Raw genomic sequence first — 24835 nt, 5'->3', positions numbered from 1 at the left:
TGAAGCGCACCGCACGCGCTGGAGCCCTCCCCGCGTGGCGCCTGCCTTAGGGTTAGCCTCCTTCCGGCCGTTTAGACAAGCCCTACCTCTTGGAACTTCGCGGCGACGATGTCCTTGTCGAACGGCTTCATGATGTATTCGTCGGCGCCGGCCTGCATAGCCCGGGCGATGTGTTCGACGTTGCTCTCGGTTGTGCAGAATACGACCTTCGGACGCGTGCCGCCCGGCATCCGCCGCAGATGCCCCAGAAATTCATAGCCGTCCATGACAGGCATGTTCCAGTCGAGAAGGACCGCCTCCGGCATATCGCGCTCACAAACGGCAAGCGCCTTGGCGCCATCCTCCGCCTCGGAGATGCGGAACTCGAGGGCCTCCAGAATGCGACGCGCCACTTTCCGTATAACCGCCGAATCATCGACGATAAGACAATGCTTCATGATGTGGCGCCCTTGAAGCGATTCGCGTTAACGAGCCGTGATATCATTGGAGAAGGCAAGTACGGAACTCACATTGAGAATAACGAGAAGGCAATCGTCGAGGCTATGCACGCCGGCCGACATGCCGGCCCAGCGCGAGTCGAGATGAAACGGCGTCGGAGCCGCGGTATCGGGCATGAGATTCAGCACTTCCCCGATACGATCGACGATCACGCCGTAGGATTCACCGTCCGATTCGATGCCGATCGCAATCATCCGCTGCCGGTCGGCGGGCTCGGGCAGTCCAAGCTGCCAGCGCAGGCTGATCGCTGTCACGACGCGTCCGCGCAAGTTGACCAGTCCAAGAATCTGTGGGGGCGCCAAGGGCACGGGTGTCATCGACTGGATGATGAACACGTCCCGAACATCGGCGATCGGGATGCCGAAGAGCTGGTCGGCGACCCAGGCCGTGACATATTGGACGTGCTTGTCCTCATGTTCGGCCGTTGGTGCCCGGGCGGTGGTCCTGTCGGGCGAATGCTTGGCGACGGCCATCACGCGGCCACCCCGCGGCTGCGGGCGCTGAGGACGGCGCTCAGCGCTTCCACAAGCCCACTGCGGTCGAACTTGGCCACGAAATTCACGACACCCAGCTTGCGCGCCCGCTCGACCATCGGCGGGCTGACGTAGGACGACAGCGCGATGATGGGAAGGCCCGCGAACCGGGCTTCCGCCCTGAGACTCTCGATGAGATCGAAGCCATTCCTGACCGGCATTTCGAGATCCGTGACGACGACATCGACGAGGCGCGGCAAGGCCAGCGTGGCCAGTGCAGCCTCCACGCCGTCGGCGACCAGCACGCGATAGCCTGAGGCGCGCAAGAGGGGGGCAAGCATGCTGCGGAAGAATTCGGAATCATCCACGAGAAGCACGGTTCGCGTCACCGCCTGGGGCGCGACCTCCCGCTGCAGCCAGTCACCATGGCCGAGCGGCAGGAAATGCGCGACATTGAGAATCTCCGTCGCCCGGCCGCGGACGATGGCCGATCCGACCAGTTCGGGCCGGTCTGCGACGAGCTCGACCGTGAGCTCATCCTCGACGATATCGAGGATCTCGTCGACGATGAGGCCCATCCAGCGATCCCCGTCGGAGAACACCACCATGGCCTGCCGCCCTTCCTTCTGCAGGCTCATCGCAGGATCAGCGAAAACGAGCGGCATGAGATGGCCGCGATACTGCAGCAGCAAGCGCCCTCCGGCCTGCTCGATACGCGCCACGTCGATTTCCTCGAGGCGCGTGACGAGGGAAAGCGGGACCGCCTTCGCCATGTCGGTTCCGGCCCGGAAAACGAGCAGCGAGACCGGGCCTTCCGAATCGTCCTCAACCCATTGCGGTTCCGGCTCAGGCCGTGCCTCGACCGTTGGAACGGCGCTTTCGGCATAGTCTTCGAACATGCGCACGAGCCCCCCCGGCTCGACGATGAGGATGATGCTCCCGTCGCCGAGAATGGTGCTGCCCGAGAAACAGCGCAGGTTGCGCAACCGCTTGTTCAGCGGCTTCACGACGATCTCCTCGGTGTGCAGAACCGTATCGACGAGCAGGCCGAAGCGCTGGCGGCCGATCTGGATCACCACGATGAACCCGTCCTGGGTGATCGCGCCGTCCTGCGGCGTCAGCCCAAGAAGCGTCGCGAAGGGAATGACGGGGATGAGCTCGTTGCGCTGCCGGAACACCAGGGCATCGTTCAACTTCTCAACGACCGCGTCCCCTTGGCCCGGCCGCACGCGCACCAGCTCCATGATGGACATCTGCGGGATCGCGAAGCGCTGGCCGGCCACACCGACGATCAGGGTCGCGACGATCGCGAGCGTCAGCGGCAGCTTGACCACAAAGGTGGTACCGCGCCCGGCCTCGGACCGAACCTCGACCGACCCGCCGATCAGATCGATATTCGTCTTCACGATATCCATGCCGACGCCGCGACCGGAGACCGATGTCACAGCCTGCGCCGTCGAAAATCCGGGATGGAAAATGAACCGGGAGACCGCCGCATCGCTCAGCCGCTCAGCCTCCACCTCGCTGATCAGCCCACGCCCCACCGCGATGCGCCGGATGCGCTGGTAATCGAGGCCCCGGCCGTCATCGGAGACCTCGACGGTGATCGAGCCCCCGTCATGGAAGGCCGACAGGGTGATCGTGCCGCGCTCCGGCTTGCCGGCCTTGAGACGCTCGGCCGGCACTTCGATGCCATGGTCCGCCGCGTTGCGCACGAGCTGTGTCAGCGGGTCCTTGACGAACTCCAGCACCTGCCGGTCGAGCTCCGTCTCCGGCCCGCGCAGCTTGAGATCGATGCTCTTGCCAAGATCGACAGCAAGGTCGCGCAGAATGCGCGGCATCTTCTGCCACACCGTGCCGATGGGCTGCATGCGCGCCTTCATGACGCCTTCCTGCAACTCGACGGTGACATGCGACAGCCGCTGCAGCGGTACCATCAACGCCGGGTCGTCCTGACGCCTCGCGAGGTCGAGCAGCTGGTTGCGGGTGAGCACCAGCTCGGAGACCATCGTCATCAGATGTTCGAGGACATCCACCGTGACGCGGATCGTCGGCTGGCGCGTTCCTCCGCGCTCCCCCTCGTTCGGCAATGCCTCCGCGGTCGGCGCGAGACGTGCAACCCGGGCCGCCTCCTGGGGCCGGGTCAGGCTGCCTTCGAGCTGGTCGATGATATCGCGGTCAGTGCCGGGCGGTTCGGCCTCCGTGCGGTCAAGCTCGGCGACGATATGCTTGATGCGATCAATGCTGGCGAGGATGAGCGCGACGTCCTCGGGCTGAACCTCGACCTTGCCCTCGCGGAAACGACCAAGAAGGGATTCCGCCGCATGGGCAATCGCCTCGAGGCGCGGCAATCCAAGAAAGCCGCATGTGCCCTTGATGGTGTGAACGAGGCGGAAGACGTTGCGCAGAACATCGATATCGTTCGGGTCGCGCTCGAAGCGAACGAGCTCGACGTCGACAACGTCGAGGTGTTCGTTCGTCTCCGTCAGAAACTCACGTAGGAGTTCGTCCATTACGCCAACCCGCACATTCACGCCCGGACGGGGCGAGCACGCATACTAACATGCGTATTTTGAGGGCCAACGGTTGACGTTCGGTTGCGAAAGCCTCTGATTCAGGCTGACGGCTCGGCCTTCAACGTCACGGTCTCTTCCTCGATGGAGAACGCGACATGCATCCCCGCCGCCTTCGCCACGAGGCCCGTATAGTAAGCCTGGATCCCATGAGCGTCGACGGAACCGTCGGCCGAGTGCCCGCCGATGAGTTCCTCCGCATGGACGGGAATGCGGGCACTGCGCCCCGTGGCCGTCAGAACGAAGGTGATCGTTTCGTCGGCCCCTTCCACCTTCACGTCTATCCGGCCGCCGCGGGGAATGGCGTTGGTGGCGACCAGGATGAGGTTGAGCAGGAGCTTCACCTTGTTCTTCGGCATCAGCACGCGCACGGCTTCCCAGGTCAGCGAGAGCTTGTCATCCTGGATGAAGCCCTTCGCCACCTGCTCCGCATCGCCAAGATCGATGGAGGCGCCGGCCGAGCCCGCTGCGCCGAAGGCCAAACGCGCGAACTGAAGGCGCGCGGACGCCTGACGGGCGCTCTTGCGGATGAGATCGAGCGCAAACTCCTTCATGGACGCATCGTCCTCGTCCTCGAGAACCTCAAGGCCGTTGACGATGGCTCCCACCGGGCTGATCACATCATGACAAACACGACTGCACAGCAGAGCAGCTAGATCGAGAGCGTCCAAAGAGATAGAATTCATCCGCAGCTCCGCCTCGGGTCAGAATCACGTCGACCAATACAACCTAGACCCGGCTGGTTGTGATACACCGCCTTGCCGTTCCTTGGAAGCTGGCGGCAGCTCTTCACTGCCAAGCCTTCCGCGACAATCTTCCGGCAGACGCCCCCTGACGAGGGCACTCAGGAGCGGCCCGCCGCTGCTTTCGTGAGATCCATGACAACCTCCAGCAATTTTGGGAGTATGTTTGGCGCCATCTCCGGCGTAGGAGAAAGCGGCCCGTGAAAGTGCCCCGTGAAAATGCCCCGTGGACCTGGCACCCTGGTGCCGCTTCCACACAGTTCGACGTTCAAAGGCAAAGACCGTGTTTCATATCGACCGAAGCGAGCCGGATGCGCTCGCGGCCTTCCTCGGCGCCATCGCGGTAGCGGCTGGCGCGGCGATCGTGGCGGCGACGAAGCCGGGCCTCCATGTCAGCACGAAAGATGATGGAAGCCCCTGCACCGCGGCGGATGAAGCGGCAGAGGCGGCGATCGTCGCCGCGCTGCGGCAGGGCGCGCCGGACTGCGCCATCGTATCCGAGGAAAGCGCTGAGGCGGGCGCACCGCTGACGACATCGTTTTTCGTGGTCGATCCCCTCGACGGGACGCGCGATTTCATCGCCGGCGAGACGGATTTCTCCGTGAACATCGCGGCTGTCCGCAACGGACGCCCCATCGCCGGTGCCGTGTTCATGCCCCGTCTCGGACAGCTCTATGTCGGCGGCACCCGTGCCTATGTGGTTGCCGTGGCGGCTGGCGGGTCCCTGCCGGACAAGGCACTGTGGCAGCCGATTACGACGCGCGGCGCGCCCGCGGAGGGACTCGTGGCGCTGGCGAGCCGCCGTCATGGCGATGCCGAAAGTGAGGCACTGCTGGCGCGCCTGCCCGTGCGCGTCGTGGAACGGCGCGCCTCGGCGTTGAAATTCTGCCTCGTGGCCAGCGGCCAGGCGGACATCTATCCCCGTTTCGGCCCCACGAAGGAGTGGGACACCGCGGCCGGCGAAGCTATCCTTGCCGCCGCGGGCGGCCGCGTGGTGGCTCCGGATGGCAGCCCCTTCACCTATGGTCACGCCGAGCGCGCCTTTCTCAACGGCGCCTTCATCGCCTTTGGCGACCCTGCCCTCGCGCCGGATGTGCTCCAGCCCACAGCGCGATAATTCGGCCCCGATTATCCAGTCCTCGATTATCCAGCCATGGAACAGACATTGTTAAGCATGACTGTTCATGGTGGTGATTCGATCGGGTGCGGCGCTTATGCCGCATCGATGCATTGACGCAGGCGCTTGATGCATATGCATGAGTGAGGAGAAGCCCATGTCGCGGTTCTACGGCCTGATGATGGCCGGCATCGTCGCCATCCTCCTGGCTGTCGCGGGCCAAATCCCCACCGCCGCAGCCCAGGGCGGTGGCTCCGGCGGGCAGGGCCAACAGGCACCGGAGACCTTCAGTCCGGATGAACTCGTCACCTCCGGCCACAAGTTCTTCGGCAATGTCTCGCGCGGCATAGCGCTCACGATCCAGGAGGCCACACGCCGCTGGGGGCAGCCCAACGGCTATATTCTGGGTCAGGAGGGGTCTGGCGCCTTTTTTGGCGGGCTGCGCTATGGTGAAGGTATCCTTTACACCCGCAACGCGGGCGACCGTCGGGTCTTCTGGCAGGGACCATCGCTGGGCTTCGATATCGGTGGCGACGGCGCACGCACCATGATGCTGGTCTATAATCTCCCGGCAGTGGATGCGATCTTTGAGCGGTTTGCCGGCATCAATGGATCGGCCTATCTGGTCGCCGGCTTCGGCATGACCGCGCTAACGAACAATGGCATCATCATCGTTCCGATCAAATCCGGCGTGGGCGCGCGTTTGGGCGTCAATCTCGGTTATGTCAAGTTTACGCCCAGCGCGACCTGGAATCCCTTCTAAGGGCCCCTTCCAGGCGCATATCCGCTTCGCCCGGCCGCGAATGCCCTATCGAATTGTTTCTGCGTTGCTTCGTAGATGGGCCGCCTCACACAGCCTTCGCGTGGCTCTAACGGAGCAGAGCTGCAACGAGCGCCGACATTGCCAGTTCGCGGCCGCGCATTGAGGCGCCGCCCAGCCTTCGGCTGTGATAACTCTTCTGCACAATCATGAATTGGTCGCCGCGCCGAACAGGGCAGCGGCGGGTGGAATTGCGGAATGAGCGTGACGCCTGGTGGTGGCGTGTCCGGCACCGCGTCGGCGGTCGCCATGAAGAATGTTTTATCCATTTGTTTTTAACAGATAATCTCTCTGAGATATTCGCTCCGGAACCAGGGATCGACAATGATCGAAATGGCGAAGGTCGAGGCAGCCATGCTTTTCGCCTTGGGCTTCCTGGCAGCTGCCTTGCTGGTGGCCATGCTTCTGCCGGCGTTCAACCGCCGCGCCCAGCGACTGATCCGCCGGCGTTTGGAGGCCCAGCTTCCACTGACGCGCGAGGAAATTTTTGCGGAGCGCGACCATCTGCGCGCCGAATTCGCGGTCACCGTGCGCCGCCTCGAACGCGAGACGGAGAAGCAGCGCGGCCTCTATGCCGCGAGCCAGGCTGCGCTCACGGAGCGCAACAAGGCCGTCATCGCGCTGGAGGATAGCCTTGCCCAGCGCGACCAGGAACTGGCGGCCACGAAGGCGCTTCTGGTCGAGGCCCGCAACACCGACGCCAGTGCCGAAATCTACCAGAAACAGGCGACCATCTCCGAACTGGAGCGACTGCTCCGGGATACCCGCTCCACCGTTTCCGAACGCGAGGCGGCGATAGCGGCGCTCGATGCCAAGAACCAGGACCTGATGCTCGAGCTTGATCGCCGTCGCATCACGGTCGTGGAGCTCGAAACCCGCAACCAGGCCAGCGCCCTGCGCCAGCAAGATGCGGAACGGCAGGCCGCGGGCGCCCGCAGCGAACTTGAGGCTGTCCAGAAGCGGGCTGAGATCGCTGAAAAGAAACTCGCTGCGGAAAAGAAAAATGCCCAGGCCCTCTCGCGCAGCCTCTCGGAAATCACGCTGCGCCAGGACAACACGAGCTCCCTCGTCGAGATGCTCGAGGCCAACGAGATCGAATTTGCAGCCAAGCTGACGGAGGCGACCGTCACAGCGGCGCGGTTGCGTGCGACGATCGAGGAGCGCGAAGCCGCGATAACCCAGGCCGACGCCCGCATTGCGGAGCTCGAAGCCCAGCTTGCCAATATGTCCGCGGCCGGGGCGCCTTCCGCGATCCGGACACGCAAGGCCAGGGCGGCCGGCGATGCCGCCGCCACCAACGGACGTGGCGATGCCGAGCTTGCTGCGGAAACCGCAGGCCTGCGCCAGCGCATCGAGGAGATCGGGGACGCGTTCCTGGCGCTCGATGCGCCGAAGCCGAAGCCGGCGCCGCGTGCGAAGCGGCAAGCTCCGGCGCGTTCCGGGGCACAATAGACCGGTGACGGGCGGAACCGGAGACGCGGTGCGGCCGTTATAGCGAGGCAACGGAACGGTACGCCCGACACCATGGACCAATGCTGCAGGGAGCACCGATCGCCATAACGGAGGCGCGCGCCCCATGCCGCAAGAGAAGAGGCCGCAAGAGGGCCCAGGAGAGGGCCCACGAGAGAGCCCAGGAGAGAGCCCGCAGGCGCGGCGTCATTCCAACTGGTTCGGGCAGTTCGCATCAAGGACAGCCCGCCTTGCCGGAAGCCCCGCCGCCTTTGCCGCGGCCTGTATCATTGTGGTGGTTTGGGCCATTTCCGGCCCGTTCCTCGGCTTCTCTGAAGTCTGGCAACTCACCATCAATACGGGAACGACCATCATCACCTTCCTGATGGTGTTCATCATCCAGAACACGCAGAACCGTGACGCGCAGGCCATGCAGATCAAGCTTGACGAACTGATCCGCGCGACGCGAAACGCCCAGAATTCCCTGCTGGACCTCGAAGAACTGTCGGAGCAGGAACTCGATGCGTTCCGCGATCACTATGAACGGCTGGCTGAAAAGGCGCGCCGCAGCGGCAAACCGCTGACCGGGCAACTGGCGAAAGCCGAGCGCTAGAGTATTTTCGAGCGAAGTGGACACCGGTTCGCGTGAAAAAAATGCGTAGAATCAAAGACCTGGAGCATTTCCGGTGAACCGGAGTTTACCGGAAATGCTCTTGGACGAAGCGGCCGTGGCCGGTCTGTCTCTCTGCGAGACAGGATGGCGCCTCGTCAGAGCGCCGCCGAATCCTCGGAATTGCCGGCGGCACCGGTGATACGGCGCTCCACCACGGCAAGGAGTTGTTCCGCCAGCGCATGCGCCTCCGCCCCGGCCGCGTCGAGATGGACATCGGGCGAGAGTGGCGGCTCGTAGGCCTGGCCCACGCCCGTGAACGTGGCAATGCGCCCCTCCCGCGCGCCGGCATAGAGGCCCTTCGGATCGCGTTCCGCGCAGACCTCGAGCGGGGCATCGACAAACACTTCAAGGAAATCCCCGTCCGCAAAGCGCGCTCGCGCATTGGCGCGATCGTCGCGGAACGGCGAAACGAAGGCGCAGATGACGATCAGGCCCGCATCGACCATCAGGCGCGCCACCTCGGCCGCACGGCGCACGTTTTCGGCGCGCGCAGCGGCATCGAAACCGAGATCGGCGTTGAGCCCTTGCCGCAGGCTGTCGCCATCGAGCACGGCCGTATGGCGGCCGAGCGCGTGGAGCTTGCGCTCGAGAAGATTGGCGATGGTCGACTTGCCTGACCCAGGCAGCCCGGTCAGCCAGATCGCGAGCGGTCGCTGGCGCTTCAGCGCGGCCCGCGCATCACGATCGACGTCGAAACCGTGCCGATGGACGTTGGTCGCGCCGCGCGCCTCACGGGCGAGCCCTGCCGCAACCGTGGCATGGGTAAAGCGATCGATGAGAATGAAGGCGCCCGTCGCACGGTTATCCGCATAGGCATCGAAGGCAATCGGCACCAGCGTCTCGATCTCCACCTGGCCGATGGCGTTGAGGCCAAGGGACACGGCAGGGGTGATACCCAGGGTCTCGACGTCGAGGGTATGGTCGATGGCGCTGATCCTGGCCGGCACCGTCCGCGTGCCGATCTTCAGGAGATAGCTGCGACCGGCGACGGCGAGATCCTCCCCCATCCAGACGATATCCGCACTGAGGCGGCTTGCGACTGACGGCCGCTCCCTGGGCGTGACCAGCACGTCGCCACGGGGCACATCGATCTCATCGGCGAGGACCAGCGTCACCGCATCGCCCGCGGATGCCCGCTCCAGGTCCCCGTCGAAGGTCACGATCCGGGCGATCCTGCTTTGGTGGCCGGAGACAGCCGTCACCACCGCATCTCCCACGGCGATGGTGCCGCCGGCGACGGTCCCGGAGAAGCCGCGGAACGACTGGTCCGGCCGGTTCACCCATTGCACGGGAAAGCGGAAACCCGTCCGCACTCCGGTCTCCTCGACATCGACGGTTTCGAGATGACCGAGCAAGGTCGGCCCTTCGTACCAGGGTGTCGCGGCACTCGCGGTGGAGACGTTGTCGCCGAAACGCGCCGAGAGCGGGATCGGCGCGATCGAGGCGAAGCCCAGGCCCTCGGCGAGCCGCGCATAATCGGCGGTCAAGGTCCGGAAGCGCGCCTCGTCATAGCCGACAAGGTCGATCTTGTTGATCGCGACGACGATATGGCGAATGCCCATCAGCGCGGCGATGAGGCTGTGCCGCCGCGTCTGGGTCAGGAGGCCCTTGCGGGCATCGACGAGAATGATGGCGAGTTCGGCGTTGGACGCGCCGGTCGCCATGTTGCGCGTATATTGCTCGTGGCCGGGTGTGTCGGCCACGATGAAGGAGCGGCGCGGCGTCGAGAAATAGCGATGCGCGACATCGATGGTGATGCCCTGCTCGCGCTCCTGTTCCAGCCCGTCCACCAACAGTGCGAAGTCGATATCGTCGCCCGTGGTCCCGACCCGGCGGGAATCGGCTTCCAGCGCAACGAGCTGGTCATCGAACACGGCGTGCGTCTCGAACAGCAGGCGCCCGATGAGGGTCGACTTGCCGTCGTCGACCGAGCCGCAGGTGATGAAGCGCAGGAGGCCGCGATCGGCCGGCAGCAGATCGGCGGCGTGAGCGTCCGCCGCGCGCGCAAGAGACAGCACAGCCATCAGAAATACCCCTCGCGCTTCTTGCGCTCCATGGACGACTGCTCGTCCTGGTCGATCACGCGGCCCTGGCGTTCCGAGACCTTCGAGGCGAGGAGCTCGGCGACGATATCGTCCAGGGTCGTGGCGTCGGACCGAATGGCCCCCGTCAGGGGGTAGCAGCCGAGCGTGCGGAAGCGGACGCGCCGCAGCTCCGGCTGTTCACCGGGGTCGAGCGGCATGCGCTCGTCATCGACCATGATGAGCGCGCCATTGCGCTTTACGACCGGCCGCTCGGCGGCGAAATAGAGCGGCACCACGGGAATGCCCTCGGCGGCGATATACTGCCAGACGTCGAGCTCGGTCCAGTTGGAGAGCGGGAAGACGCGCATCGATTCGCCCGGGCCGATCCGCGTGTTGAACACCCGCCAGAGTTCCGGGCGCTGGTTGCGTGGATCCCAGGCATGGCTTGCCGTGCGGTGGGAGAAGATGCGCTCCTTCGCCCGGCTTTTCTCCTCGTCCCGGCGGGCGCCGCCGAAGGCCGCGTCGAAGCCCCATCTGTCGAGAGCCTGCTTCAACCCCTCCGTCTTCATGACCTGCGTGTGCACGGCCGAGCCGGAGCGGAAGGGATCGACGCCACGCGCGACACCCTCCTCGTTCACATGGACGATCAGTTCCCAGTCGAGCGCCTTCGCGGTCTCATCGCGGAAGCTGATCATCTCCCGGAACTTCCACGTCGTATCGACATGCATGAGCGGAAAAGGCGGCTTGGAGGGGAAGAACGCCTTGCGCGCCAGATGCAGCATCACCGATGAGTCCTTGCCGATCGAATAGAGCATGACCGGCTTGGCGAATTCCGCGGCAACCTCCCGCATGATGTGGATGGCCTCGGCTTCGAGGCGCTTGAGATGGGGCGACAGCGCGGGTCTGGCCTCCCGATCAACGGCGAGGGCAGACAGATCAGCATCACCGGCGAGGTCAGCCCGCAAGGGATAGGTCATTGCATCGATCCTGAAAATGGCACGCCGGTTAACCCGGATTGCGTTAAGCTTCGCCAGGTGTCACCCTCAGCCGCGGCCGGCCGGCGGGAGGCGCAACCTCCGCGGCGTCGATTGCCGCAGGCTGATAATGCCTGTGCACGAATGTGATCGCCCCCTTCTCCAGAGCCGCGATGGTTCCGGTATGGGTCACCTCGAGCGCATCGAAACCGCAACGATGCAGGAAATTCACCTGATCCCGCAGGATATTACCGGTTGCCCGCAGTTCGCCCGCAAAGCCGTGCCGCTCGCGCAGGAGGCGAGCCACGGAATAGGAGCGGCCGTCGTTGAATTTGGGAAAGGCGAGCGCGATCACCGCGAAGCGGGGAATATCAGCCTCGACCGCCTCCAGCTCCTCCCCCGGCTGCAACAGGAGCCCCAGCGGTGCATTGCGGCCGGAAAGGTCATCCCGCTCGGCGAGATACCGCGCCTTGCTGACGATGACCGCGCGATCCGCCGGCACGGCGACATCGTCGGCCAGGGTCTGCCAGGGATCGTCAACGAAGGCACCATTCTTGAACAGGGGCATCAGGCGCTCCTTCTCGCAACGCCAGAGCATGCTGCGAAAAACTGTGAGCGGTTTTTCGCCATAAGCATGCTCCGATAGTCTGAAATTGATCAGGTTAGCTGCGTTCAGATGGATCCGTCTGAACGCAGCTAACCTGATCGCGCCGCGCTGACATGAATGCCGCATTCAACCTTGCCCTGGCCGCGCCAGCGCCCCGCCCGCGGGTCCTCGCCCGGCGCGACCTGGGTGGTGCAGGGGGCGCAGCCGATGGACGGATAGCCCTGGGCCACCAGCGGGTGGACCGGCAGGGCATGGGCCTGCATATAGGCTGCGATCTCCGGAGCGCCCCAACTGGCGAGCGGCGAAATCTTGATATGCGTTGCGTCAGCCTCGACCGCCGCGAGCGCCGCCCGCGTCGTCGCCTGATAGCGCTTGCGGCCGGTGATCCAGGCGGCGAACGGCACCAGCGCTTCGGCCAGCGGCTCGACCTTGCGCAGGTGGCAGCAGCGGTCGGGATCAACCCTGAACAGGGCATGCCAGGGATCGGCCTGTTCCATGACAGCCCGCTGCGGCCCGACCGTGCGCACGTCAGCGAGCCCGAGCCGTGCGACGAGCGCATCGCGATAGGCGAGCGTTTCCGGGAAAAGGCGCAGCGTATCGACGAAGACGACGGGCAGATGCCGGTCGATGTGAGCCGCCATATGGAGCAGCACGGCCGATTCCGCGCCGAAGCTCGACACCAGCGCGAGTTCCCCGGGGAAACGCGCCATCGCCTCGCGCAGGATCACCTCTGGCGCGAGCTGGCCGATCTCCGCATCGAGTGCGGCGGCCTGCTCTGCGCGAGATTGTGAATCGGCGTCTGACGCGCGCGACAGGCGCTCTCCCCCCTTGCGGGGGAGAGTTGGAGAGGGGGGTAAACCCCCGTCCTCGGATCGACCTGGAAGAAGGCTACCCGTGGCACCCCCCTCCCCCGCAAGGGGGGAGGGATGGGAGGGGGGTGCCCCGCCTTCACCCGAACCCTGACGGGCCCCTGCAACCGGGCGATCGCTTGGCGGGATTTGGTCCCCTCTCCCCGCCGGGGAGAGGGACAGGGTGAGGGGAGACGGGCCTTTCCGCTCGGGGGACATGTCCCCCTCACCCGCCTGCTTCGCAGACGACCTCTCCTCGCCGGGGAGAGGTGAGACGCCGACGCGCCCGTCATCGTCATTGTGCGTCGGCATAGAGCGCCTCCTGAAAAGGCGCTTCGCCGATCCGCCGGAAGCAGGCGAGGAAGGTCTCCTCGGCGTTCTCGCGGCGCGCGAGGTAGGTCTCGACGATCGTCTCGATGGCATCGACCACTTCCGCCGAGGAGAAGCCCTTGCCGACGATATCGCCGAGGCTCGCGTTCTGGTCGCCGGAGCCGCCCAGCGTGATCTGGTAGAATTCCTCGCCCTTGCGATCGACGCCGAGAATGCCGATGTGGCCGACGTGATGGTGCCCGCAGGCATTGATGCAGCCGGAGATCTTCACCTTGAGGTCGCCGATCAGCGTCTGGCGCTCATGGTCGCCGAAGCGCTCGGCGATGCGCTGGGCGAGCGGGATCGAGCGTGCGTTGGCCAGCGCGCAATAATCGAGCCCGGGGCAGGCGATGATGTCCGAGATCAACCCGGCATTCGGCGTGGCAAGGCCGGCCTTCTCCAGGAGCGCAAAAACCTCCGGCAGATCGTCCAGCTTCACATGGGGCAGGACGAGGTTCTGCTCGTGGCTGACGCGCAGCTCATCGGCCGAATAGCGCTCCGCGATGTCGGCGATCGCCTCCATCTGGTCGGACGTGACATCGCCGGGGACCGCGCCGATCGCCTTCAGCGAGATCGTCACGATGCCGTAGCCCGCCACCTTGTGGGGGACGAGATTGCGCTCCACAAAGCGCCGCAGCCCCTCGTCCGACGCGGCCGCCGCATCGAGCCGCGCGGATCGCGCGGGCAGTTCCTCGAGCTCCGGCGGCGCGAAATAGGCGCGGATGCGGTCTATCTCCGCCTGCGGCAGGGTGAGCCGCCCCTGCGCGCGGATCGCCTCATACTCTTCCTCGACCTGGCGGGAGATTTCCTCCGTGCCGGCCTCGTGCAGGAGGATCTTGACGCGCGCCTTGTACTTGTTGTCGCGGCGGCCGAACAGGTTGTAGACGCGCAGGATCGCCTCGCAATAGCTCAGCAGCTCCGCCTCGGGCAGGAAGTCGCGCAGCTTCTTGGCGATGAAGGGCGAACGTCCCAGCCCCCCGCCGACAAAAACCCCGAAGCCCGTCTCGCCGGCCTCGTTCCGCTTCACCTCGAGGCCGATATCGTGGATCTGGATCGCCGCGCGGTCATCCGGCGCGGCCGATACCGCGATCTTGAACTTGCGCGGCAGATAGGTGAATTCCGGATGAAGCGAGGACCACTGGCGCAGGATCTCGGCATAGACGCGCGGATCCGCCACCTCATCGGCCGCGGCGCCGGCGAAATGGTCAGCCGAGACATTGCGGATGCAGTTGCCCGAGGTCTGGATGGCGTGCATCTCCACCTCGGCGAGCGCACTCAGCACATCCGGCACGTCCTTCAGGTGGATCCAGTGGAACTGCAGGTTCTGCCGGGTCGTGAAATGGCCATAGCCGCGATCATAGCGGCGGCCGATAGCGGCGAGCTGCCGCAACTGCCGCGGCGTCAGCGTGCCATAGGGTATGGCGATCCGCAGCATATAGGCGTGGAGCTGCAGGTAGAGGCCGTTCATCAGCCGGAGCGGCTTGAACTCATCTTCGGTCAGCTCACCGCTCAGGCGCCGCGCCACCTGATCGCGGAATTCCGCGACGCGTTCGGTCACGAACTGCCGGTCGAATTCGTCATAGCGGTACATCGTTCAATCCCTTGATAGGCTGGGCCGCAGCCTCAGACGACCGCGCCTTCGGCGATGCGGTGCAGCGTGCTGGCGGTCGGCCCCCCGGCCGCGCGGATCGCCTCACGCAGGAGGACCGGCACGCGGCGGCCATCGATGTCCCTGACCTCGATGAGGTAAGGCTCGACCACCAGGTTATGGGTGGCGGCTTCAAGGCCCTGCGCATCGAGGGCCGCCGCGGCGTCGGGATCCTCCGCGACGAGGGCCTCGCCGATATCGCGCGACCAGCCGCCATCGGCCTTCAGGAAAACGACCCAGCCGGTGTCGAGGGCATTGGCCGTGACCACCTTGGGCCCGGCCTTCTTGGCATCACGCTTCATGGGGTCATGCCTCCTGGGGAATACGCCGCGGCGCGGTGCGCGACGGGCTCACCTGTTCGTCGGCGAGAGACACGCCCTCGCCCGATCCATGCCCGACGGCCTCGCCGACAAGGATCATGACCGGGCCGGTGATATCGTCGCGCCGCGCGAGCTGGCCAAGCTCGGCCAGCGTGCCGGAGAAGAACCGACGCTCCGCGCGCCCGGCATTCTCCACGGCGACGACCGGCGTGGCCGGCGAAACGCCCTGCCCCACCAGCCGCTCGCACACGTCGCCGGCAACGCTGGCGCCCATATAGACGGCGATCGTGCCGCCCGTTCGGGCGACCTCCGCCCAGCCCGCCGGCTCGGTGCCGTCGGCGCCATGGCCGGTCGCGAAGGCGAGTGTTGATGAAACACCGCGAAGCGTCAGCGGCACGCCGGCATCGGCGGCGGCCGCCAGCGCCGCGGTGATCCCCGGTACGATTTCGTGGCGGATACCTGCGGCGCGAAGCGCCGCGAGCTCCTCGCCGGCCCGGCCGAACACCAGCGGGTCGCCGGCTTTCAGCCGCGCCACCTGCTTGCCCGCGCGGGCAAGCCGCACGAGAAGCGCGTCGATTTCATGCTGGGGTACGGAATGGTGCCCCTTGGCCTTGCCGACGGATATACGCTCGGCGTCCCGGCGGCCCATCTCGACCACCTCGGCCGGCACGAGGCGGTCATGGACGATCACATCCGCCTGCTGCAGCAGGCGCTGCGCTCTCAAGGTGAGCAGGTCGGTCGCACCGGGTCCTGCCCCGATCAGCCAGACCACGCCTTCATCGGCCGCGAAGCTCTCGCCCAGCACGGAGAGCGCGGCGCGCCGGGCGCCCGCGAGGTCGCCGGACAAGGCGAGCGCGGCGCTACGGCCGTCGAACAGCCGGGCCCAGAAGCGCCGGCGATGGCGCGCGGTACCAAGCGAGGCCATAACGGCACCGCGCAGGGAGACGGCAAGCTCGCCGAGCCTGCCGAACTCCGGCGGCAGCAGCATTTCGATGGCCGCACGCACCCGCTGGGCCAGCACCGGTGCATAGCCATCGGTCGAGATCGCCACCGCGACGGGCGCGCGGTCGACGATCGCCGGCACGGCGAAGTCAGACAGATGCGGCCGGTCCACCACATTCACCGGCACGCCGGCTTGTCGCCCCAGCGCCGCAAGACGCGCATCCCGCGCCTCGTCATCGGTCGCGACAAAGAGGAGCGCGGCCCCTGTTATGTCGGCAAGCGTCAGGTCCCGTGCGACATGCGGAATGCGATGCGCATGGACGAAGTCTGACAGTTCGCCGTCGATATCCGGCGACACGAGCGTAAGCCGCGCCTCGCTCCGCACCAGAAGGCGCAGCTTCGCGAGCGCGGGCTCTCCGCCGCCCGCAACGACAACGGACTTGCCGGCAACGTCATAGGATACAGGGAAGAACCGCAAACGAGGCAAATTAACACCGCGTGTTCGTAAATTACATAAATCACGATAACACGCGTAGATTATAAATAAAATACAAAATTTATAAGTATTTTAAAACTGGTTGTCGCGATGGATCCGCCTCCGGCCTTGCCGGGATGAAGCTGAATGGATCCCCTTCCCGACCGGCTCCGCCGGTCGCCGGGGATGACACCCCGCCTGCCACGTCCACCCGACCGCTGACGCGAGGCCCCTTACCGAGGCGTAGGGAGCAGCGCGGGCACCCCCCGCGTGTCATCCCCGGCGTCGCGCAGCGACGGGAAGGGGATCCATCGGGCGCCGGGGCCGGTCGATTGCCGCAGCAGGCCGTTCCTGACGATCAATGCGCACTAACCGGTCGGGAAAAGCCGCGCCTTCAGGATATGCAGGCCGACGCGTTCTCCGGCCGCAAGCGTCTTGCCGGAGGGCAGCTCAACCTCGACCGTCGCGGCGCCGACATCCGTCAGCACCTCGGCACGCCGGCCGTTGGCCGTGCGGCGAACCGCCACGACGGTCCCGCCCAGGGCTCCACCTTCATCGCAACGGGTCAAGGCCAGGTTCGACGGACGCAGATACAAGGCGGCCGGCCCATCCGGCGCGTCAGCCACGTCCGCTTCCAGGGGCGCGTCGCCAAAGAAGATGCGGCCGCCGCGCACCACCACGGGCAGGTTGACCGTGTCGCCGACGAAGGACATCACGAAGGCTGACGCCGGGGCCTCATAGACCTCATCGGCCGTGCCCACCTGTTCCAGCCGTCCCTTGTTGAGGATCGCGACCCGGTCGGCGAGTTCCATCGCCTCATCCTGGTCATGAGTCACGAAGACGGTGGTATGGCCGGTCCGATCGTGGATCTCGCGGAGCCAGCGGCGCAGATCCTTGCGCACCTTGGCGTCCAGCGCACCGAAGGGCTCGTCGAGGAGGAGCACCCGTGGCTCGACCGCCAGCGCGCGCGCCAGCGCAACGCGCTGCCGCTGTCCGCCCGAGAGCTGAGAGGGATAGCGCCGCTCCAGGCCGCCGAGCTGCACGAGGTCGATCAGCGAAAGCACCCGCTCGCGGATTTCGGCCTTGGATGGCCGCTGTGCGCGCGGCCGCACCTTCAGGCCATAGGCCACGTTGTCGAACACGCTCATGTGGCGGAACAAGGCGTAATGCTGGAAGACGAAACCGACGCGGCGCTCCTGCACCGAGAGGCGCGTGGCATCGTCCGCGCCGAAGAACACCTGGCCGGCGCTGGCATCCTCCAGGCCCGCGATGATGCGCAACAGGGTCGTCTTGCCGGAGCCGGAGGGACCGAGCAGCGCCACCAGTTCGCCCGGCGCGATGTCGAGGTCGACGCCACGGAGTGCGGCGTCTCCCCCGAAATCCTTGGCGACGCCGACGATGCGTATGCCAGCCGGCGGGCGGGCGGCGTTCAAGCTAGGCGTCGAGGCTGTCACCATATCGCCATTCGAGGATTGATTTCCCTGCAAGGGTGAGAAGAGCGAGGAGTGCGAGGAGCGAAGCAACGGCGAAGGCTGCGACGATGTTATATTCATTGTAGAGTATCTCCACCTGAAGCGGCATCGTGTTCGTCATGCCCCGGATGCGCCCTGACACCACCGAAACGGCGCCGAATTCTCCCATGGCCCGCGCATTGCACAGCAATACGCCATAGAGCAATGCCCAGCGGATGTTGGGCAGCGTGACCGTGCGGAAGGCCGTGAAGCCGGAGGCCCCCAGCGTCAGCGCGGCCTCCTCGTCGCTCGTGCCCTGCTGCTGCATGAGAGGAATAAGCTCGCGCGCCACGAAGGGGAAGGTCACGAACACGGTGGCGAGGACGATCCCCGGAAGAGCAAAGACGATCTGCAGGCCCTGCGACTTGAGAAAGGGCCCGATATAGCCCTGGGCGCCGAACAGGAGCACATAGATCAGGCCGGCGACCACCGGCGACACCGAGAACGGCAGATCAATCAGCGTGATCAGGAAGCTCTTGCCGCGGAACTCGAATTTGGTGATCGCCCAGGAGGCCGCGATGCCAAAAACGAGGTTGAGCGGCACCGCAATCGCCGCGACGAGCAGGGTCAGGCGGACGGCCGCCAGCGCATCGGGCTCGCGCAGCGCGGCCCAGTAGGTTTCAAGGCCCGCGGCGAAGGCCTGCGAGAAGACAGCCAGAAGAGGCAGCAGCAGAAACAGCGCGAGGAAGCACAGCGTGATCGCGATGAGCAGCCAGCGCGCAAGCAGCGCCTCGGTCGTCGCACGGCGCGAGACCGCACGCGGCCCCGCGAGGCGGCCGGTATTCAGGCTCACGCTCGCCATGGGCGCCTCCCCGGCGGCGACGGCACGATAAAGCCGGCTTTGGCTGGACAAGAGTTGGCCGAACCAAGCGTGACTGATCCTTGGCAATCCCCGATCTCGTTCAGACGCAGAAACTCCGTGGTCATGGCCGGGCTCGTCCCGGCCATCCCGATCATTATGCCACCGCGCCCTCCCGATCGGGATCCTCGGCACAAGGCCGGGGATGACGCCGGTGGATCAGCCATTTCAAAGCGATCGGAGAGCGCTCCGGGCATGGCTGAACCGGGCCTCGCCGAACGAGACATGCCCGAACTAGATATGGCCGAACTAGACATGGCCGAACCTCCGCCTCGCCCAGGCCTGGATGAGATTGATGACGAGCAGGGTTGAAAAGGCGATCACGAGCATGATCAGCGCGATCGCCGTCGCACCCGCATAGTCGAATTCCTCGAGCTTGATAACGATGAGAAGCGGAGCGATCTCCGACACGTAAGGCAGGTTGCCTGCGATGAAGATGACCGAGCCGTATTCGCCGACAGCCCGTGCAAAACCGAGCGCGAGCCCCGTGAGCACCGCCGGCACGAGCGGCGGCAGCATCACCCGCCATACGGTCTGCAGGCGGCCCGCGCCGAGCGTCGCGGAAGCCTCCTCGAGCTCCCGGTCGATCTCCTCGATCAAGGGCTGCACGGTGCGAACGGCGAACGGCAGACTGACGAAGACGAGCGCGACGAAGATGCCGAGCGGCGTGAAGGCCACCTTGATGCCGAAGGGGGCAAGCTGCGCCCCGACCCAGCCGTTCGGTGCGTAGATGGCGCCGAGCGCGATGCCGGCAACGGCTGTCGGCAGGGCGAAGGGCAGATCCACCATCGCATCGATCAGCCGGCGGCCGGGAAAATGGTAGCGGGTCAGAACCCAGGCGATGGCAAGACCGAACAGGCTCGCAAAGCCTGCGGCGGCGAGCGACACGCCGAAGCTCGTCCGGAGCGCCGCGAGCGTCCGCGCCTCGGTGATGATGTCGATGATCCCGGCTATGCCAAGCGAGGCTGCCTTGAGCGCGAGCCCCGCCATCGGGATCAGGACGATCAAAGCCAGATAGACGAGTGTGTAGCCGAACGCGAGACCGAAGCCGGGGAGCGCGCTCGGCGCCCGAAAATATCGAAACGATGGACCGCGAGCCCCGGCCGTCATTATCGCTTGACCTTCACGATCTGATCGAAGATGCCGCCGTTGTCGAAATGCTCCTTCTGCACTTTCGTCCAGCCGCCAAAGACGTCGTCGATGGTAAAGAGCTTGATCTCAGGCAGAACCGCGAGATCCTCCTTGCGCGCGAACTCAGGCTTCGACGGCCGATACTTGTGCTTGGCGATGATCGCCTGCGCCTGCGGCGTATAGAGGAAGTTGAGATAGGCCTCGGCCTGTTTGCGCGTGCCCTTCTTCGCGACATTGCCATCGACGAGCGTGACCGGCGGCTCGGCCAGAATGGAGATCGACGGCACGATGATGTCGAATTTGTCGGCGCCGAACTCGGCCGACGCCAGGAACGCCTCGTTCTCCCAGGCGAGCAGCACATCGCCGAGCTCGCGCTGGGCGAAAGTGATCGTCGAGCCGCGCGCACCCGTATCGAGGACGGGCACATTCTTGAAGAGAGCGGCGACGAAATCCTTCGCTTTCTCCTCGCTCTTGGTCCGGCCAAGCTCGTAGCCCCAGGCCGCCAGATAGTTCCAGCGCGCACCGCCTGATGTCTTCGGGTTCGGGGTGATGACCTGAACACCTGGCTTGATGAGATCGTCCCAATCCTTGATGCCCTTGGGGTTTCCCTTGCGCACGAGGAAGACGATGGTCGAGGTATAGGGCGAGGAATTATTCGCGAGCCGCTTCTGCCAATCCTTCGGAATGAGATCCGTGCGGTTGACAATCGCGTCGATATCCGCGGCCAGCGCGAGCGTGACGACATCGGCGTCCAGCCCGTCGATAACGGTGCGCGCCTGGGAGCCGGAGCCACCATGGGAAGCCCTTACGGTCAGCTTCTCACCCGTCCTCTTCTCATAATCCGCGACGAACGCGGCGTTGATCTCGCGATACAGCTCCCGCGTGGGGTCATAGGAGACATTGAGCAGCACCGTCTCTGCGCGGGCCGGCGCAATCGGCGCGGCCACGGATGCGGCACCGAGCGCCGCAAGCGCCACGACAAACCGACGCGACAGCGTGAATGTACTCGCCACCATGGTGGCCTCCTCAATCAAAGGGCTCGACAAAGACCGATTGACCGCATTGTTCACGCATATTTTTATATAATCAATAGAGTTTGTAGAATAAATAATTTTACGCCGTTTAGCCGGCAATAGCGTCGACTCGGCCATCCTCCGTCTGGCGCGCCGGAACGCGACACCCTTAGGAAACGCATCACAGGCTCGCTTGTGCCGGCCGCAAATATACACAAAAGATCTGTTTAAAAAATCATTCTACAAAATTACTTGACATTCATGCGGGGAGGTTTAAGTATCAGGGCGTCGGATCGGCAAAAAGCCGTTCCACCGCGGGAATTTGAAAGCAGCTTGCGCCGCGTCACCAAACGCTAAAGCGCCACGAAGTGTCTTCGTGGCTCCGATCCTTGCAGGAGATGCGCATGGCACTGTCCTTCCTGAACCCAACGCCGCCGATCCAGGCTCCGCGCGTGACCGTTCAATCTCTCCGCTCCTCGCGAATGTGTCCGTGTCGACGTGATGTCACACGCATGTGCTGTCCCATCCAGCGCATCTGAACGACCATTCCCGATCATCCGAGCAGGAGAGGCGCCGCAGCACCGGCGCATAACAATCATGTACGACAGCTATCTCATCGAGGTCGCCGGGCGGCCGGCGGGCATCGTTGCACGCGATACCCACGGCTATCGCTTCCATGCGTCCGCACGCCCTTTCTATACCCTGAACGGCCAGGTCTTCGCTGATCCGTGGGCCGCGCAGAAGGCCGCGCAGCGCCATCTCAACGGAAGCGGGCGGCGCAACATCCCGCATCGCATCGACTGATCCGGGCTGCGTAGCAAGCATAATCCTGGCAGCATCGCGAGCCTATACTTTCGCAGCACAGGCCATCAGTGCATGACGGCCCATGTTATTCTGCCACCCATGTTGTGAGAACCGAGACCGATCGTGAACGCTCTTTCCTTCCATCCGCCGGACGCCGCCCAGCCGCCGCAGGCCGCTGACGAGGCCGTCGTGCGCTTCGAAGGCGTCGCCAAGACCTTCGCCGCCCGCGGGCGGCAGACCGCGGTCGCGGCCCTCGAGGACATCGATCTCACGGTGCGGCGCGGCGCCATTCTCGGCGTCATCGGGCGCAGCGGCGCCGGCAAATCGACGCTGATCCGCCTGGTCAACGGGCTGGAGAAGCCGACCGCCGGGCGTGTGCTGGTGGACGGCACCGATGTCGCCCGCCTGCCCGAGAAGGACCTGAGGCAGCTCAGGCGCTCTATCGGCATGATCTTCCAGCATTTCAACCTGCTTTCATCACGCACGGTCTACGACAACATCGCGCTGCCTCTCGAGATCGCCGGCGCCAGCCGCGAGGACATCAGACAGCGGGTCGATCCTCTCATCGAACTCGTCGGTCTCGCCGACAAGCGCAGCCGCTACCCGGCAGAACTTTCCGGCGGCCAGAAGCAGCGCGTCGGCATCGCCCGGGCGCTGGCGACGCGCCCTAAGGTCCTTCTTTCGGACGAGGCGACCTCGGCGCTCGATCCCGAGACCACCCGCTCCATCCTCGATCTGCTCGCGACCATCAATGCCGAGCTGAAGCTCACCATTCTCCTGATCACCCACGAGATGGCGGTCATCCGGGGCATCGCCCGCGACGTGGCCGTCATCGACAACGGCCGCATCGTCGAGAAGGGCGACGTCTTCGATCTCTTCACGCGGCCCCGGCATCCGACGACGCGGACGTTCCTCGCCGCCGAGAGCGGCCGCGCCTTGCCCGCCTATGTCGCGGAGCGGCTGACCGAGCGGGCGGGACCCGGCAGCCAGGCCGTCCTGCGCATCATTTTCCGGGGCTCGCACGCCACGGACCCCGTGCTGTCGCAGATCACCCGCACCTTCGCCATCGACGTCAACATCCTCGGCGGCACGGTCGATGCCATCGCCGGACGGCCTTTCGGCACCTTGATCGTCGCCGTGCCCGATGAGGCTGATCTCCTCAAGCGCGTCACCGCCTTCCTCACGGCGCGCGGCCTGGATGTGGAGGCGCTGGGTTTCATCGCGCTCGAGGCCGACCGGGCCTCGGCGCCTGCCGCGCAGAACGAGGGGGGACACAGCCATGTCGCCTGAAATCATCCGCCTGATCGCGTCATCCACGCTGGATACGCTCTATATGGTTGCAGCCGCCACCGCCATCGGCACGCTCATCGGCCTGCCGCTCGGGGTATTCCTGGCGACGAGCAAGCGCGGTGAACTCCTGTCCGCGCCGCTTGCCAACAGCATCCTCGGCGTCATCGTCAACGCGACCCGCTCGACGCCCTTCATCATCCTCACCGTGTCGATCATCCCGTTCACGCGTCTGGTCGCGGGCACCTCGATCGGCACGACGGCGGCCATCGTTCCCCTGGCCGTGGCCGCGACGCCGTTCATCGCGCGGCTCGTCGAAGGCTCCATCCGCGAGGTCGACCAGGGGCTGATCGAGGCGGCCCGCGCCATGGGGGCAAGCCCGCTCCAGATCCTGGCCAAGGTGCTGGTGCCGGAAGCCTTGCCCGGCATCGTGCTCGGCCTGACGCTCGCGATCGTCAGCCTCATCGGCTTCTCCGCCATCGTCGGCGTCGTCGGCGGCGGTGGCCTCGGCGATCTCGGTATCCGCTACGGCTACCAGCGCTTCATGCCGGATGTGATGGCCGCCGTCGTCCTTGTCCTCATCCTTCTCGTGCAGGGCATCCAGAGCCTCGGCGACGCCCTGTCGCGCAAACTCAACAAACGCGTGCGCCACGGCTGATCACGCACGCCCTATCTTGAACGACATATCTTCCACGGAGACTGCCATGAAACTTACGCTCTCAACCCTTGCCGTCGCGGCCGGCCTTGCATTCGCGGCGACGTCCCTCTCCGCCCAGGCCGAGACGATCAAGATCGGTGTGACGCCCGGCCCGCATGCGCAGATCCTGGAGGCGGTGAAGCCGATCGCCGCCAAGCAGGGTGTCACCATCGAGATCGTCGAATTCTCCGACTATGTGGTGCCCAATCAGGCGCTCGATTCCGGCGACATCCAGGCCAACTCGTTCCAGCACGCGCCTTTCCTCGACAACCAGAAGGCGGATCGCGGCTTCAAGATCGAGAATGTCGCATCCACCGTGACCTTCCCGCTCAGCATCTACTCCAAGAAATACAAGTCCTGGAACGACATCCCCGAAGGCTCAACCATCGCGATCCAGAATGACCCGACCAATGGCGGGCGCAGCTTGCTGCTTCTGCAAGCCAAAGGGCTGATCAAGCTGAAGGACGGCGTTGGCTTCAAGCCGAGCCCGCTCGACATCACCGACAATCCGAAGAAGCTGAAATTCCTGGAGATCGAGGCGGCGCAGACGCCGCGCACCCTCGACGACGTGGCGGCAGCGTCGATCAACACCAACTATGCGACTTCGGCCGGTATCGATCCTTCGGCGATCATCCTCACGGAAGATGCCAAGGGTCCCTACGTCAACATCATCGCGGTCCGCAGCGTCGACAAGGACAAGCCGTGGGTGAAAGTCCTGGTCGATAGCTACCACACGCCTGACGTCAAAAACTTCATCGAAAAGACCTTCAAGGGCTCCATCCTCCCGAGCTGGTAAGCCACGCGGAACCGCCGGAGCGGAGTAACCAAGAAGTAACCAAGCCGATCGCGCTTCTGCATTAAACCCTTCGCCGCCCAAGACTTGTTTCCGCCCAAGACTTGTTTCCGCCCGAGACTTGGCAAGCCCAAGACTTGGCAAGCCCAAGACTTTGTTTCCGCCCAAGACTTGGCAAGCCCGGATG

23 protein-coding genes are annotated in these 24835 nt (G+C 65.1%); 8 read left to right on the top strand and 15 right to left on the bottom strand.

Annotated features, from left to right (window positions below; all coding sequences use genetic code 11):
* Nucleotides 1-71 precede the first annotated feature (71 nt).
* From C7450_RS12090 to chpT, 4 genes are all read right to left on the bottom strand, one after another.
* Nucleotides 72-437: a response regulator gene (locus C7450_RS12090; protein WP_110374678.1), complete on the bottom strand. Its 366-nt coding sequence runs from the start codon at nt 435-437 to the stop codon at nt 72-74.
* A gap of 27 nt (nt 438-464) precedes the next feature.
* The gene (locus tag C7450_RS12085) at nt 465-971 is read right to left on the bottom strand and encodes a chemotaxis protein CheW (RefSeq protein ID WP_110374677.1); all 507 of its coding nucleotides are present in this window, start codon (nt 969-971) and stop codon (nt 465-467) included.
* Nucleotides 971-3484, bottom strand: coding sequence for a hybrid sensor histidine kinase/response regulator (locus C7450_RS12080; RefSeq protein ID WP_110374676.1), 2514 nt, complete (start codon nt 3482-3484; stop codon nt 971-973). The genes C7450_RS12085 and C7450_RS12080 overlap by 1 nt, the downstream gene beginning before the upstream one ends.
* Before the next feature lie 101 nt (nt 3485-3585).
* Nucleotides 3586-4230 (bottom strand): histidine phosphotransferase ChpT, encoded by a 645-nt coding sequence (chpT, locus tag C7450_RS12075; protein WP_110374675.1) that lies wholly within the window; start codon nt 4228-4230, stop codon nt 3586-3588.
* Between the two features lie 340 nt (nt 4231-4570).
* Between chpT and C7450_RS12070 the strand changes: the two genes are divergently transcribed.
* From C7450_RS12070 to C7450_RS12055, 4 genes are all read left to right on the top strand, one after another.
* Nucleotides 4571-5404 (top strand): 3'(2'),5'-bisphosphate nucleotidase CysQ family protein, encoded by an 834-nt coding sequence (locus tag C7450_RS12070; RefSeq protein WP_110374674.1) that lies wholly within the window; start codon nt 4571-4573, stop codon nt 5402-5404.
* 157 nt (nt 5405-5561) lie between these two features.
* The gene (locus C7450_RS12065) at nt 5562-6167 is read left to right on the top strand and encodes a DUF1134 domain-containing protein (RefSeq protein ID WP_110374746.1); all 606 of its coding nucleotides are present in this window, start codon (nt 5562-5564) and stop codon (nt 6165-6167) included.
* A gap of 381 nt (nt 6168-6548) precedes the next feature.
* Nucleotides 6549-7676, top strand: coding sequence for a coiled-coil domain-containing protein (locus C7450_RS12060; RefSeq protein WP_110374673.1), 1128 nt, complete (start codon nt 6549-6551; stop codon nt 7674-7676).
* Between the two features lie 124 nt (nt 7677-7800).
* Nucleotides 7801-8286: a low affinity iron permease family protein gene (locus tag C7450_RS12055; RefSeq protein WP_110374672.1), complete on the top strand. Its 486-nt coding sequence runs from the start codon at nt 7801-7803 to the stop codon at nt 8284-8286.
* A 155-nt stretch (nt 8287-8441) separates the two neighbouring features.
* On the opposite strand, the gene cysN is transcribed toward C7450_RS12055, so the two are convergent.
* The 11 genes from cysN to C7450_RS12000 all read right to left on the bottom strand — a co-directional run bounded on the left by cysN (nt 8442) and on the right by C7450_RS12000 (nt 21070).
* Entirely contained in the window at nt 8442-10370 is a 1929-nt protein-coding gene (gene cysN, locus C7450_RS12050) for a sulfate adenylyltransferase subunit CysN (RefSeq protein ID WP_110374671.1), read from the bottom strand.
* The gene (gene cysD, locus C7450_RS12045; RefSeq protein ID WP_110374670.1) at nt 10370-11347 is read right to left on the bottom strand and encodes a sulfate adenylyltransferase subunit CysD; all 978 of its coding nucleotides are present in this window, start codon (nt 11345-11347) and stop codon (nt 10370-10372) included. The genes cysN and cysD overlap by 1 nt, the downstream gene beginning before the upstream one ends.
* 43 nt (nt 11348-11390) lie before the next feature.
* Nucleotides 11391-11912 (bottom strand): DUF934 domain-containing protein, encoded by a 522-nt coding sequence (locus C7450_RS12040; protein WP_110374745.1) that lies wholly within the window; start codon nt 11910-11912, stop codon nt 11391-11393.
* A 128-nt stretch (nt 11913-12040) separates the two neighbouring features.
* On the bottom strand, nt 12041-13111 hold the full coding sequence (locus tag C7450_RS12035; RefSeq protein WP_342588506.1) for a phosphoadenylyl-sulfate reductase: 1071 nt from the start codon (nt 13109-13111) through the stop codon (nt 12041-12043).
* Complete coding sequence (locus C7450_RS12030) at nt 13095-14759, bottom strand: nitrite/sulfite reductase (protein ID WP_110374669.1); 1665 nt, start codon at nt 14757-14759, stop codon at nt 13095-13097. The genes C7450_RS12035 and C7450_RS12030 overlap by 17 nt, the downstream gene beginning before the upstream one ends.
* 32 nt (nt 14760-14791) lie before the next feature.
* Nucleotides 14792-15118 carry a DUF2849 domain-containing protein gene (locus tag C7450_RS12025; RefSeq protein WP_110374668.1) on the bottom strand — a complete coding sequence of 109 codons (327 nt, stop codon included), beginning with the start codon at nt 15116-15118 and terminating at the stop codon, nt 14792-14794.
* Between the two features lie 4 nt (nt 15119-15122).
* Nucleotides 15123-16565, bottom strand: a complete 1443-nt coding sequence (cysG, locus tag C7450_RS12020; RefSeq protein WP_110374667.1) for a siroheme synthase CysG — start codon at nt 16563-16565, stop codon at nt 15123-15125.
* Nucleotides 16566-16921: 356 nt separating this feature from the next.
* On the bottom strand, nt 16922-18010 hold the full coding sequence (locus C7450_RS12015) for a sulfate/molybdate ABC transporter ATP-binding protein (protein ID WP_110374666.1): 1089 nt from the start codon (nt 18008-18010) through the stop codon (nt 16922-16924).
* On the bottom strand, nt 17988-18866 hold the full coding sequence (gene cysW, locus C7450_RS12010; RefSeq protein WP_110374665.1) for a sulfate ABC transporter permease subunit CysW: 879 nt from the start codon (nt 18864-18866) through the stop codon (nt 17988-17990). Before cysW ends, C7450_RS12015 begins: the two co-directional genes overlap by 23 nt.
* A 306-nt stretch (nt 18867-19172) precedes the next feature.
* The gene (gene cysT, locus C7450_RS12005; RefSeq protein WP_110374664.1) at nt 19173-20033 is read right to left on the bottom strand and encodes a sulfate ABC transporter permease subunit CysT; all 861 of its coding nucleotides are present in this window, start codon (nt 20031-20033) and stop codon (nt 19173-19175) included.
* Entirely contained in the window at nt 20033-21070 is a 1038-nt protein-coding gene (locus tag C7450_RS12000) for a sulfate ABC transporter substrate-binding protein (RefSeq protein WP_110374663.1), read from the bottom strand. The genes cysT and C7450_RS12000 overlap by 1 nt, the downstream gene beginning before the upstream one ends.
* Before the next feature lie 594 nt (nt 21071-21664).
* On the opposite strand from C7450_RS12000, the gene C7450_RS11995 reads away from it, so the two are divergent.
* From C7450_RS11995 to C7450_RS11980, 4 genes are all read left to right on the top strand, one after another.
* Nucleotides 21665-21871: a hypothetical protein gene (locus C7450_RS11995; protein WP_110374662.1), complete on the top strand. Its 207-nt coding sequence runs from the start codon at nt 21665-21667 to the stop codon at nt 21869-21871.
* Between the two features lie 123 nt (nt 21872-21994).
* Nucleotides 21995-23161, top strand: coding sequence for a methionine ABC transporter ATP-binding protein (locus C7450_RS11990; protein WP_210206432.1), 1167 nt, complete (start codon nt 21995-21997; stop codon nt 23159-23161).
* Nucleotides 23151-23816 carry a methionine ABC transporter permease gene (locus tag C7450_RS11985; protein ID WP_110374660.1) on the top strand — a complete coding sequence of 222 codons (666 nt, stop codon included), beginning with the start codon at nt 23151-23153 and terminating at the stop codon, nt 23814-23816. The genes C7450_RS11990 and C7450_RS11985 overlap by 11 nt, the downstream gene beginning before the upstream one ends.
* Nucleotides 23817-23862: 46 nt before the next feature.
* Nucleotides 23863-24651 (top strand): MetQ/NlpA family ABC transporter substrate-binding protein, encoded by a 789-nt coding sequence (locus tag C7450_RS11980; RefSeq protein WP_110374659.1) that lies wholly within the window; start codon nt 23863-23865, stop codon nt 24649-24651.
* Nucleotides 24652-24835 lie beyond the last annotated feature (184 nt).

This window comes from Chelatococcus asaccharovorans (assembly GCF_003201475.1).
Taxonomy (GTDB): domain Bacteria; phylum Pseudomonadota; class Alphaproteobacteria; order Rhizobiales; family Beijerinckiaceae; genus Chelatococcus; species Chelatococcus asaccharovorans.
The sequence above is the reverse complement of the archived record's forward strand: the minus strand, read 5'-3'. Positions and strand labels throughout refer to the sequence as shown.